Genomic DNA, 12,857 nt, shown 5'->3' with positions numbered 1-12,857 from the left:
CCCTTCACCCCCTTAAAGAGAAAGGGGGTGAAGTTCACAATCAAATTTACAGTATTTCAAATTAAAAAGAATAACCCTAAAAGCAGTGAAACCACATGCTTTTTCAGGCTTCCAATCGCTTTCCAGGCCAACGTATACACCGAGCGCAGGTTGATACCCATCATTTTGGAGACTTCTTCGTAGGAAAACCGCTCAAAAAACAGCAATTGGATGACCTGCCTTTGCCTAAGTGGCAATTTATCGATTCCGCTGGCTAACTTCTGCTGATTTACCTGTTCCCGCTGTATTCCAATCAGTGAACTTTCCATAGATTCAATGGAATAGGAGATGGTAGCCATTTCATCCAGCGTCTCCATTTTCCATTTGGCGTTCTTTTTACTCTCCCGGTAGATTTTATGGGATAGGGATTTAAACAGGTAAACTTTTACATTGTCTGCCCTTTGCAGGCTAGGATGGTATTTCCAAAGGTCAATAAAAACTTCCTGAATGCAGTCTTGAATAAATGCTTCATCATTTACCAGGGCCAATCCATATTTAAAAAGTTCATGAGAAAAAAGTCTGTATATTCCCTCCAGGCCTTTTCTGTCACCTTTTCTTAAAAGCAACCAAAAGTCGTCCCACTTTTGAAAAGAAATAGGATTTTCCTGAATTTTCACGATGGATATTTTGGGTTAGATTATATCAATACTTAATTATCGCTATATTAATTAATAATGCCAAATCTTGTTCCCATTTTTCTTTCACTGACTGCTGTTCTTTCATTTTTACTTTGAATAAATACAGGAAAACCCTATCGCAATAAAAAAAATGGTTGGAAATTCGGTCAGAAAATTATCAAAAAAAGGCCCATGGAATTGCGTGTGGCCTGAAATAAGGAAAAGCACAGCTATTTTCCAAAAGAAAGCGGCGTGAACATCATCGCATGAAAACTGCTTTGACCCTGGCTAGCCGCCACAATGAATTAAATGCTACCGCTATCGAATTTAACACCTAAAATCCGCAGCCTATATCTTTAATCAATTGGTTCTTATAGAGATAAAACCTTCCAGGTTTCACTCGCTTATTTTTAACTTCAGGCTGATTTTCAACAAATCCCGGAAGGTTTGCGGGTTTAAGGGAATTGTTTTTTATTTGATTCCTAACCTTTCACCAATATTTTTCTATACAAGGCGTTTTATTCTACCAAAGCTCCTCTCCGTAAGACCATCCTTTACGAACTGGTTCCTTGATGTATGCATCTAGCTCTGGACGACCAATGGCCTTCATGTTTTTTTCGTCGTATTTAATGGTTCCGCCAAAACGTTGCGCTAGTACACCAACAAGTCCCATTTCGGTTAAGTCAGCACCATAATCGAAGTTTGAGCCCGGCAAGGTGTCGTTTTTGATGGCAGCTACCCATTCTTGCACCGGTTTTTCTTCTTCCACTCTTGGAATGGTCTCTGCTGGTTTATTTTTTTGGAAATCTATCCATTCTTCTTCAGGCACAAGTAACCGGGGATTGTTTGGACGACCACCATGGTACAGTGTCTTCTTAGAACCGATGATAATCATCCCATTATCCGGCATCTCCTCGAGCCCATACTCCTCTTTTAATTCCGGTTTGCCCATGCCCTCAATCCATTTCATGGTAACAGGTGGTTGATTACCGCGAGCTCCAAATTGCCAGGTTATCGTTGATTCCTGTGCAATCATGCTGTGATCAGGTACTTCGGGATTTGGTACCACCGCATCTACGGTATGTGGCATGCCCAGGTCCAATGCCCAGAAAGGAGCATCTAAGGTATGACAACACCAGTCGGCCATTGCTCCGCTACCAAAATCGTAGAAAGTTCTCCATGATTTAGGTGCATACTCATTATTAAAAGGAAGATCAGCTGCGGGACCTTTCCATAAATCCCAATCTAAACCTGTAGGTACTTCATGTACTGGAAATGGGAACCCTTCAGGCTTCGAGAAATATCCATCCGGACTAAAAGTTGTCGGACCTCCCCATCTAATTACTTCTTTTACCTCTCCAAGAACCCCCGCATCATACCATTCTTTTACCAGTCTGATTCCATGGGTTGTATGTCCCTGATTTGCCATTTGCGAAACAATACCATAATGTTTCGCTGCTTTTTTCATGGTGCGGCATTGCCAGATATTATGCACCAGTGGTTTTTCTACCAATACATGTTTACCAAGCTGCATGGCAGCCATTGCCGCAGGGAAATGGGTGTGGTCAGGTGTAGCAATCATTACTGCATCAATTTCGCTGGCCATTTCGTCAAACATCAGCCTGAAATCTTTGTACTTTTTAGCTTTAGTTACCGTTTTGTAGGCATCTTCAGTCATTCTGTCGTCAACATCACACATAGCCACAATATCCTCTACGGCCACCTGGCTCCAACTGGCACGACCTCTGGCACCTACACCAATCATTGCAAAACGCAATTTTGTACTTGGTGGGCGTTCAATAAAATTAGGAATAAAAAATGCTCCTAAACCAGCTGTTGACGCTGATTTTAAAAATGTTCTTCTGGTTGTATTCATTATAGTTTATTTAAAGGATCTTTTGTTTAATCGGTTATCTTTTTATGTTTCAAGCCAAACATTATGCTTCAGAAGTTAAAAACGAGGTAAATATGATTGTGTCTCACAGGATCATGAAAATTAAGGTAAAATCAAAGTAAATAGGTTAAAATTTAATAGATAAATCTTAGAAATTTTGAAAATTCAGGTTTCAGTACTCTCTTCTTCGTCATGAGCTATCTGATGATGACGCCTTCCTTACCCCTTTTTACTCTGGAAAGTGCTTAAAGAAATGAGAAACAAAAAATGGCATCAAAGAAGGGCTTGATCCAATGGCTGGTATTACCATTTGGTCTTATTGCACGTCAATTTTCAACGTAAATTCCCTGCTGCTTGATGTTTCGGCAGTAGGAAAATCCTGCGGGACAGGAATGGTAACCTTTCCGGTTTCTTCCAGGTACTGCTTCATCATTATGGTAGATTTTGGCCATACCGCATGGTTGTTCTGGCCGTCAACGATTAAAGCTTTTAATGGAGTTTTTTGTTTGGCCCCAGGATATCGCTGGGTTTCTTGGTTTGTACCCGATTCACCCAGCAAAGCAGATTTATTGCTGGATTGTGCGGTTAAATTTAAGGAGAGCAAATAGATTACAACATAAGGGAGGAATTTCATGCTATTATGTTTAATAATTTAAAATATCTGGGTTTTCGTCCGATTTGAACCTGGCACTTTGGTCACTTCTAAGCTCACCATTATCCTGCCGACTTCGTTGTCGCTTACAGGAAGCAAACATCCTTTCCGACATCAGCACTTTAAGCCGCTCCATTTTCCGGGATTCAATGATTTAAAGATAGAGAATATCATGAATTTTAACCAATTGCCTGGGATTTCCCCTTTGAATCTAAAAGAATTAATTGGGTATCACTTTTGGGTTTGATCAAAATAAACTGTAGCAATTTCAATACCTCCCTGGAAAATCTGCTAAGGCATTTCTCTCCTTTCAATCTTAAATCTCGTAGATAGGAGTTAATTTGTCCGGCAAATAGGGTCAAAGCCCCTTATCAAAATAAAAAGGCAGTACATCAATCAACTTTACCAGATAAAATTCCGGATGAAGGGTATTGATCACATAATTGAACTCATCAGGAATAAATTTCGGGAAAATTGAAATACACCTTCAATCTGATTCGGCTACTTTCATTACCAGTATGACATGATCAGGCAGTTTGCTTTTTTAAAAGAAATCCGAAAAAGCAGGTCAGAAAAATCGTCCATTTTAAGGGGAAGTCATTCTTATTTCCCTCTCAAAACGGGCTCCAACACCTCAAAATCGCCATCAATATCGTCTGGAGCTCTAAGGTCCAAAATTGAGCAAAGTAAGGGATATACATGGATATTCTGAAAAGGCGGAATCCTCAAACCTTCCTTTATTGCCGGCCCATTGGCATAAAAAATACCATGCAGGTCCTGAAATTCCGGACTATAGCCATGTTCGCCAAAAACTTCCGTTTGAAACATGGCAGAACGATTTTGGTAGGTCACCATTCCTTTGGTGGTGGCAAGATAAAATCCCAAGTCCGGCATGACCAGGATATTTCCTTTTCTGTTTTTATATTTCTCAGGGCTTTTGTAATAGGTCAGGTCTTGTACTTTCACCGCTCTGTAGGGCCCTTTTTGCCCGTTTATCTGCTGACAAACTTTGTCTGTCTCCCCGGGTTCTTCCAGGTAAACATGTGCCAGGGCACCGTTATTTACAACCCTTGCCTCAAGGCCTTCGGTAATATTGTCGAGGTTCAGCAGGTTTTCCTTTGGCACATTGGTCATCCCATGGTCGGATACTATGATGATATTGATATCCAGGTCAAAACTTTTTAAGCCCTCAAACAAGGCTCCCAATTCATGGTCCAGCCGATCAAGGCTTTCTTGTAATTTTTCATCATTTTCGGGTCCATACCGGTGGCCAACATCATCCATATCTGAAAAATACAGGGTAATGAGTCTTGGGCGTTCATCTTCAGGTAGTTGAAGCCATTCGAAAACTTTGGAGATCCGGGTCAGATTTGGAACGCTTGCATCAAAGGAATAATAATAACTGGGTCGGATTCCTTTTATCGGTGCTTCCGAACCAACGAAAAAGTAGCTGGCAGCCTTAATTCCATTTTGTTCTGCCAGGACCCAAATAGGTGTACCTCCATACCAGTATCCGTCCTCCACAATGCTTCTATTGCCCATGCTGTAAACCTGATCCTTTTCGGGTTCATAAAAGGAGTTGTCCACCAAACCGTGGTTTTCGGGAAGCATACCGGTGGCAATGGTGTAATGGTTGGGAAAGGTTTTGGTGGGAAATGAAGGTATCATGGCCTGAGCAGCAGTCCCTTGTTCTATAAAACGGCTGAGATTTTCAGGCTTAAACCTTTCTGTATAGTCATACCGGTAGCCGTCAAGAGAAATCAAAATCAAATATTGCTCTTTTTCCTGGGCATAAAGTCCAAATCCGGAAAAAAGCAGTAAAAGAAGCAGGCAAATACCTAACGACAAGACCTTCATATACTCTGGAACAAAAATGACGAAAAGCGGATTACTTCCACAAATGTAAAACCCTTTTTACATTAAAAATCGTTTTTTCGTTTTTCAAAAAACAAGCTTCACGTTGTATTCACCTTTCTCTAAGATCCAGCCGCCGCTTCAGGCGAACGGATTCTTGTCTATTTTATGAATGATTTGTCTCAACAAGTCGTTTTGCTCCTTTTTCAGGTTAAAATACCTGTTGACCCAGGTAAAAATAAAGTAAACTGCTGTAGCAATTACAGCCAGATAAAATACCCCGTAGGCAATAATGGAGAACAACATAAAGGTTAGTTTAATGGAGAATAAATTAAGATTACAAAGTAATCAATTTTATTAAACTAACACCTACTTACCTGGAAAATGTTTGCTTCTCGTCCTCAAATGCTTTGAATTCCAGCGCATTGCCGCTTGGATCCAGAAAAAATAGGGTTGCCTGCTCCCCAACTTCCCCTTTGAACCGGATATGGGGTTCAATGATAAATTTGACCTGGTGATTTTTTAATCTGTCCGCAAGTTCATGCCAACCTTCCCAATCTAAAACCACCCCAAAATGACGGACAGGAACATTTTTACCGTCTACCTGATTGGCATTTACCAGGGCCAATTCTTCCGGTTTCACATGAGCAGAGAGCTGGTGTCCGAAAAAATTGAAATCTATCCATTTTTCGGTGCTTCTGCCTATTTCACAACCCAGCAAATCCTGGTAGAACGTCCTGGTTTCTTCAATGTCCCTGACCGGGAAAGCAAGGTGAAAGGGTGGAATCGCAGCCATAGGGATTTGAGTGATTTATGATCCGGATAAACATAAAATTAAAAAATAAAACATGAAAGCCTGAGGCCTTCATGTTTTATTTTTAGTGTTGCAATCAATAACCCGGATTCTGTACCAGATTTGGGTTGATGTCGATTTCGGATTGGGGGAAGGGGAACAAATAGTGCTTGGAAGGGTCAAACTGTCTCTGGATACCGGATCCCGGCTCCACCAGCGTAGGAATGTACACCTCGGCATATTTCCACCTTTTGATATCCCTGTACCGCATGCCTTCAAAGGCAAATTCTACCCTTCGTTCATTCCTGATCCGATCCCGCATCTCATCCTGGCTCAAACCTTCCGGCAAGGTGGGCATATCCACCCCTGGGCGGGTTCTGACAGCATTTACTGCATCATAAACAGCCTGAGTGGGACCGCTCAGCTCGTTGGTGGCTTCAGCAAAATTCAGCAAAACTTCTGCGTACCGGATCAATACCCAGTCTTGTTCACTTTTGGTGGAATAGTCGATCGGCAGCGTTTCCACATTGCCTCCTTTTGCTGGCATCAAGCCTGTCATGGACACGCCATTGTAGGCAAATTCCACCACTTCTCCAGAGGCCTTTACGGCCGGCTCATCAAATCCACGCATGGTCTTTGCCAAACGCGGATCCCTGTTTTCTTTCCAGTTGTCGGGATCATACAAGGGGGACTCATCGATGGGCAAGCCATCAATACATTCAAATGCATCCCTCAGTTCGGCCCGGGGATTCCATATCCCATGCCATAAAATCCGGATATCCTGATTGCTGAAATTATCGGGATTTAAATACCTGGTAGAAAACATGATTTCCGGGTTGTCGTTCTGGCCCTCTGCCAGAAAAATATTAGCCCAATTTTCTTCATAGAGGCTAAACTGTCCATCGGACATGACCTGCGAGGCCGCCTGAGCGGCAGCGGCCCAATCCGATTCAAACAGATGCACCCTGCTCTTCAGCGCCAGTGCAGACCCCCTGACAGCATGACCGCTGGAGCTGTAATCGGTATTGGGCAGACTGGAAATGGCCACATCCAAATCAGCCAACACCTGATCGATCACTTGCTCCCTGCTGCTTTTGGCCACTTTAGCCTCATCGGCAGACACCGGGGTAGTATATATCGGTACCCCTCCATAAAAGTCGGCCAATGTAAAATAGAAAAATGCGCGCAAAAAAAGTACCTCGCCCTTGTATCTGGTAATTCGCTCTGCGGGCATGTCTACCCTGTCTATGTTTTCCAGAAAATAGTTACAGGTGGCAATCCCCTGATAACAATGGTTGTATACGTTGGCCAGTAGCCCTCCGGACACCGCTTCCATGATACCCATGGCAAAAGTACCGGTAGAAGCGGCCCCCAGGCTTTGACCACCCTCATTGGCATCACCAGCCATGATGGCCAGTGAATAGACCCCTTCATGATTGAAGGTATTGTTATTGAGTCTGGAATACACCCCTGCAAGCGCCAGGTCTGCATCCTTTTGCGAATTCCAGAATGTCGGACCTGAAATCTGTGTGGTTGGATTTCTTTCCAGAAAATCCGTACAGGATACGGCCAACAAGACCAGCAACCCTATTAACACATGGTGAATATATAATGCTTTAAAATATTTCATCTTGGTAACTGTTTAATGATTTAAAGAGAAACTTTTAGGCCAAGTGTATAACTGGTGATTTGAGGGTAAGCCTGAAACCAATTGGTATTGGCCCTTTCGGGGTCAGATCCCGGCCAGTCGGTAATGGTAAAAAGGTTGTCACCAGACATGTATACCCGCGCAAATTTCAACCCTAATTTCTCATTCAGGGATTCTGGTAAATTGTAGCCAATGGCCAGATTTTTTAACCGCAGGTAGGATGCATCAAGCAACCAATAGGAATTGCGGGTGCCGGTCACAGGTGCATAGCCGGAGATATACATGGCGGGATGGGCATTGGTAGATCCTTCACCCGTCCACATATTTTCAATAAAATCCAATGGTGGGGGCGAACCCTGGATATAGGGCACCAGACCCCATGACAGTCCCTGAGTGCTTTGCTTGTAGCCTTCCAGTCCCTGGAAGAAAGCATTCAGATCAAAATTTCTCCAGGAGAGGTTAATGGTACTGCCGTAATGAAACCTGGGGTAAGCACCGTCCATTACTACCCGGTCGTCCGCATTGATGACCCCATCGTCATTTTGATCTACAAATTTTAAATCACCTGGTTTTGGATTGAATTGGTGCAGCGGACTGTTGGCGATTTCCTCCTCATTTTGAAAGATTCCGTCCCATTCCACCATAAAATGGGAGTTAAACGGTAGGCCTTCCTGAATGGTAAAATTGCCATATACGGGAGAAAGAATGCGCAGAACCTCATTCCTGAAGGTAGAGAAATTGACACTTACATTATAGCTAAAATCGCCGATACGCTTAAAGGAACCCAACTCCAGTTCCACTCCGGTATTTCTCATTTTACCATAATTGACAGTGGGTGGAGCAAGGCCTACACTTGCGGGAATCGGCACATTGTACAAGATATCGTCTGTAACCTTGTCAAACCAGTCGAAGGTTACATTGATCAGACCCTCATTTACTGAGAGGTCGAATCCAATATCAGCCATAGTGGTGGTTTCCCATCTCAGGTTTGGATCTACGAGGCGATTGACATAAGCTCCCGGATGAGCAGTGTTAAAAGGATAGGAGGTAGTGGTCAATACCTCCTGATAGGGGTACAAGCCTACATTCTGGTTGCCCAGTTGGCCCCATGATCCCCTGATCTTGAACTCATCTATCCAGCGATTTTGCTGCATAAAGGGTTCCTGCGAGATCCGCCATCCTGCCGACACTGACGGAAATACGCCCCAGCGATTGTCAGGTGATATCCTGGAAGTTCCATCATAACGTATATTGGCTTCCAAAAGGTATCTCTCGTTGTAGTCATACATGGCCCGCCCAAAAAACGACATGATGGCCCATTCCTCAGTGAAGCCTCCTGTGGTTTGATCCAGCGGAGCTCCACCGTCCAGCTCCTTCAGTTCATTGGTTGGAAAATGAACCCTGGAACCTCTCAGTTGCCGGTTTAAACTGTATTCCTGGTTGTATCCTGCCAGAATATTGATATTGTGAGTTTCATTAAAAAGGCGTTTGTAGTTCAATGTGGAATAAAACGTCGTCCACATGCCTGTATTCCAGCTCTCCCTCACACCGAGTTGCCAGGTAGAATTGTTGTGGGCATAGGAGCCATCTTTGAAAAAATAATTATCTACGGGCGTCTCATGATTTTTGAGCGCCCGGTTATCGTAGGAAACCGCTCCTTTGGTATACCAGGTCAGGTGTTCAGTAGGTTTTACCTCTACGTAAAATTGCGGCAGTACATTGTAATTGATATCGGTCTGGATACCGCTGGCATCTTGCGCATCCGGATTTCGTACCGTCCATTCTCCAATATTGGAGCTGTACCTTGCCACATATCCCGTAGATCCATCCGGCAGGGTCATGGTAGGGGTATAATTGGGGCCTGCTCCGTAAATGGCCAGGATCTGGTAGTCAATATTTCCATTGTCCCAATTGCTGCGCTGTATATCCTTATTTACCAACTGTATGTCTCCACCTACCTTTAACCAATCGTTGATTTTAGAATCTACCGTTAGCCGGGCATTGTATTTTTTAAATTCGTACAGGCTGGTCAGGCCAGGCTGATCAAAATATCCTAAGGATAAGCCGACGGTGGTTTTTTCATTACCACCGCTGACCCTCACGGATTGCATATTGGCTACAGCGGTATTGAAAGAATGGTCGATCCAATCAAAATTCGGATAGTTGACCGGATCGTTGGGATTATTTCTGAAAGCATCGATTTCCTCCTGGCTGAAATAGGGTGCCTGGCCGCCTGCCCGCTGCCTTCCCTGATTCCAATACATCATGTAATCGGCAGAATTGCTCAATAGCCTGGGTAACCTTGTAGGCTGGTGTACCTGTACGTTACTGTGTATGTCGATACTAAGTGCCCCTTCGGTACCCCGTTTGGTGGTAATCAGTATAACCCCATTCGCAGCCCTGGCCCCATAGATAGCACTGGATGCGGCATCTTTCAACACAGAGACCGATTCCACATCATTGGGATCCAGATTGGTCATGTCCCCCGCAATACCATTGATGAGCACAAGAGGCTCACTTCCGGCAGAGCTAAATGTACCTAAACCTCTGATCCGTAGTGAATTGTTTTCACTACCTGGTTTGCCGGAATGAGAGGATACCTGCAAGCCGGCCACTTTGCCCTGAAGCAGACCAGCCACATTGGTCAGTGGACGCTTGATAATTTCTTCTGATCCTAATGTAGCTACAGAGCCCGTCATGTTGGCCTTTTTCTGGGTACCATATCCCACCACCACTACCTCATCCAGCGAAGCAAGGTCCTCTTCCAGTACCACGTTGATGGTGCTTTGGTTACCCACCTGTATGGTCTGCGAAGTAAATCCAATAAAGGAAAATACCAACTCGGCGTTATCCGGGACAGTTAGGGAATACTTGCCGTCCAGATTGGTGACAGTTCCTCTATTGGTGCCCAATACCGTAACAGTTACCCCAGGTAAGGGTACCTCATTGGAATCTGTGACCGTTCCGGATACAGCGATATCCACATGCATACCAGAAGCCGGAGCGACGCGACCCTGCGCCCAATGGTTGCCAATAAAAAACAGTAGAAGGAGAATAAAAGAGAGGATTTTTAAAGACGGACCCGACCGCCTGAATACAATTGTTTTCATGGTTTTTGTAGTTTAAGGTTATTGCTAATTTTTGGAATTCCGTTCAACGCACCCAAAACCTGATTCCAGCAGGAATCAGGATATAAGCATACCAAAGGCATTCTTTATCGGATCGGATACATGTGATTCTTGGAAATACTATTATTTAGAGGCAGTGGGAAAAATGAAGCTGTTGGTCTTGTATATATCCCGCTGAATAGGTTTGATCAGGATCAATAATACTCCTTGCTATGAATGTAAAAAATATAACAGATATTTAAAAACCATTATTAATCTTTTATTTCATAAAAAAAATATTAAACCAAACAAAAACCATTATTTAATAAAGTTTAAAAAATAAAATTATAAATCTTAATATTATATTGCATTTTTAAATAAAAAATATCAAAAATTATATTTTACCGCTCATATAAAAAATTTATTACTAAATATTATAGCAAACCAAAATACCGGAAGAGGAAATGATGTTCTGAAGCAGCCTATTGGCTTTTTGTTGCCCACGAGAAATCTCCCACTGAATTACGTCCTGCAATTTTATATTTCATTCAAATCGGAGGAGATTTGAACTTGATTACGTGCCGTCTCAAAGTCTGGTAGCTAACTGGTCTTGTTGCAACAGAGCAATAAACGTTTTTGAAAGCTGCCGGCACGAGGGCCTCAACTGCTTGCAGGAATACACTGACCTGCTCGCGAGGAATAGCGCATAAAACCATCAATCTACTGGTGATACAATGGATAACCCAAAAAAATGATTAACTTTTTGTCATGAATCTGAGGCTGCCTGGAGTCGGACGGGCAGGGCGTAACAGTCACAGGAAGGAATGATTTTAAAAACCTGCGGCCTGTCTGCCGATATGCTGGGACTCCCTGTCCGACTTGCATCGTCATTAGATCAGCCATAGGATCGTTAAAGAAACAATGATAAACATATGAAATCGTATATATTTTTCTGCCTTGCCCTGCTGTACATGCTTTCCTGCAAAAATTCCACCAGTCAGGATGCCAATTACAAAGCCTTTGTAGGCGCCAGGATCATTGACGGAAACGGGGCTGAACCCCTGGAAGATGGGGTGCTGCTGATTCAGGAAAATCAAATCATTGCCATCGGCAGCCGGGACGAAATGGAGATCCCGGATCAGGCCGAGGTGATTGAGCTTACCGGAAAAACCATCATACCCGGCATCATCAATGGTCATGGTCATGTAGGTGACGTGCAGGGTATTTCGGGAGGCCACTATAGTTCAGCAACCATTGAAAAAAACCTCTCCATATATGCAAAATACGGCATCACAACGGTGGTCAGTCTGGGCGGAGATCAGGAAGAGGCCCTCCCTTTTCGCCATGCCGCCAACCAAAATCCGGTGAATCGGTCAAGATTGTTTATCGCAGGAGCAGTCATTTCCGGAGACACTCCTGCTGAAGCAGTACAGGTGGTGGAAAAAAACCACGAAATGGGTGTGGATTTCATGAAGATCCGGGTGGATGACAACCTGGGTAATGCTACAAAAATGTCCGAAGACGTGTACCGGGCGGTGATTGACAAATCTCACGAGCTCGGCTATCAAATTGCCACCCATTCCTATTACCTTGAAGATTCCAGAAAGCTACTGGAAGCCGGTTCTGATCTGCTGGCACATAGTGTAAGAGACTTACCTGTGGACGATTCCTTTATCGGGTTGATCAAAGAAAAAAATATCGGATACTGCCCTACCCTGACCCGGGAACTATCCACCTATGTCTATGAAGATACTGCCGCCTTTTTTTCAGATCCATTCTTTCTGAAAGTGTACAGAAAAGATACCTTTCGTCCTTTACTGGACCCGAAAAGGCAGGCACAGGTCGCTGCCAACCGCAGTAGTCAAATCTACAAGCGACAGTTACCTACGGCCTATTCGAACCTCAAAAAGCTTAACGAGGCGGGTGTGCCGATTGTATTTGGTACCGACAGCGGAGTGCCGACCCGCTTTATGGGGTATTTCGAACACCTGGAAATGGAGATGATGGCTGAGGCGGGAATGCAGCCCATGGACATACTGGTTGCTGCCACCAAAAACGTGGCCGAATACCTGAACCTGGAGGGATTGGGTACGCTCGCTCCCGGACATTTTGCAGATTTTATCATTTTAGATGCCAATCCCCTGCAGGACATCCGGAACACAAGGAGCATCATTGAGACCTATATAGGAGGCAGGGTAGTTGAAGAATAAGGGCGGGAAAACAAAGAACGTTTCGTCTCTGCAGACAGGCATA

8 protein-coding genes are annotated in these 12,857 nt (G+C 43.8%); 1 reads left to right on the top strand and 7 read right to left on the bottom strand.

What is annotated here, in order from left to right; all coding sequences use genetic code 11:
• Window positions 1–56: 56 nt before the first annotated feature.
• The 7 genes from BUB19_RS22035 to BUB19_RS22000 all read right to left on the bottom strand — a co-directional run bounded on the left by BUB19_RS22035 (window position 57) and on the right by BUB19_RS22000 (window position 10,607).
• Window positions 57–656 (bottom strand): RNA polymerase sigma factor, encoded by a 600-nt coding sequence (locus tag BUB19_RS22035; protein ID WP_084097554.1) that lies wholly within the window; start codon window positions 654–656, stop codon window positions 57–59.
• Between the two features lie 523 nt (window positions 657–1,179).
• Complete coding sequence (locus BUB19_RS22030) at window positions 1,180–2,532, bottom strand: Gfo/Idh/MocA family protein (protein WP_073097800.1); 1,353 nt, start codon at window positions 2,530–2,532, stop codon at window positions 1,180–1,182.
• A gap of 1,273 nt (window positions 2,533–3,805) precedes the next feature.
• The gene (locus BUB19_RS22015) at window positions 3,806–5,059 is read right to left on the bottom strand and encodes an alkaline phosphatase family protein (RefSeq protein ID WP_073097795.1); all 1,254 of its coding nucleotides are present in this window, start codon (window positions 5,057–5,059) and stop codon (window positions 3,806–3,808) included.
• Between the two features lie 138 nt (window positions 5,060–5,197).
• Window positions 5,198–5,362: a hypothetical protein gene (locus BUB19_RS24295; RefSeq protein WP_178371554.1), complete on the bottom strand. Its 165-nt coding sequence runs from the start codon at window positions 5,360–5,362 to the stop codon at window positions 5,198–5,200.
• Between the two features lie 67 nt (window positions 5,363–5,429).
• Entirely contained in the window at window positions 5,430–5,852 is a 423-nt protein-coding gene (locus tag BUB19_RS22010; protein ID WP_073097793.1) for a VOC family protein, read from the bottom strand.
• 94 nt (window positions 5,853–5,946) lie between these two features.
• The gene (locus BUB19_RS22005; protein WP_073097791.1) at window positions 5,947–7,479 is read right to left on the bottom strand and encodes a RagB/SusD family nutrient uptake outer membrane protein; all 1,533 of its coding nucleotides are present in this window, start codon (window positions 7,477–7,479) and stop codon (window positions 5,947–5,949) included.
• A gap of 20 nt (window positions 7,480–7,499) precedes the next feature.
• Window positions 7,500–10,607 (bottom strand): SusC/RagA family TonB-linked outer membrane protein, encoded by a 3,108-nt coding sequence (locus BUB19_RS22000; RefSeq protein WP_073097790.1) that lies wholly within the window; start codon window positions 10,605–10,607, stop codon window positions 7,500–7,502.
• A 929-nt stretch (window positions 10,608–11,536) separates the two neighbouring features.
• Between BUB19_RS22000 and BUB19_RS21995 the strand changes: the two genes are divergently transcribed.
• Complete coding sequence (locus BUB19_RS21995; protein WP_084097552.1) at window positions 11,537–12,814, top strand: amidohydrolase family protein; 1,278 nt, start codon at window positions 11,537–11,539, stop codon at window positions 12,812–12,814.
• Window positions 12,815–12,857: the final 43 nt, after the last annotated feature.

Origin of the sequence: Cyclobacterium lianum (assembly GCF_900143075.1) — a bacterium.
In the GTDB taxonomy this organism is placed as follows: domain Bacteria; phylum Bacteroidota; class Bacteroidia; order Cytophagales; family Cyclobacteriaceae; genus Cyclobacterium; species Cyclobacterium lianum.
Note: the sequence above shows the minus strand (reverse complement) of the source record. Positions and strands in the feature narration are given on the sequence as shown.

Coding starts and splice junctions, on each gene's coding strand:
- BUB19_RS22000 (WP_073097790.1), bottom strand. CDS start 10,607: ATGAAAACAATTGTATTCAGGCGGTCGGGTCCGTCTTTAAAAATCCTC.
- BUB19_RS22015 (WP_073097795.1), bottom strand. CDS start 5,059: ATGAAGGTCTTGTCGTTAGGTATTTGCCTGCTTCTTTTACTGCTTTTT.
- BUB19_RS22005 (WP_073097791.1), bottom strand. CDS start 7,479: ATGAAATATTTTAAAGCATTATATATTCACCATGTGTTAATAGGGTTG.
- BUB19_RS22030 (WP_073097800.1), bottom strand. CDS start 2,532: ATGAATACAACCAGAAGAACATTTTTAAAATCAGCGTCAACAGCTGGT.
- BUB19_RS24295 (WP_178371554.1), bottom strand. CDS start 5,362: ATGTTGTTCTCCATTATTGCCTACGGGGTATTTTATCTGGCTGTAATT.
- BUB19_RS21995 (WP_084097552.1), top strand. CDS start 11,537: ATGAAATCGTATATATTTTTCTGCCTTGCCCTGCTGTACATGCTTTCC.
- BUB19_RS22010 (WP_073097793.1), bottom strand. CDS start 5,852: ATGGCTGCGATTCCACCCTTTCACCTTGCTTTCCCGGTCAGGGACATT.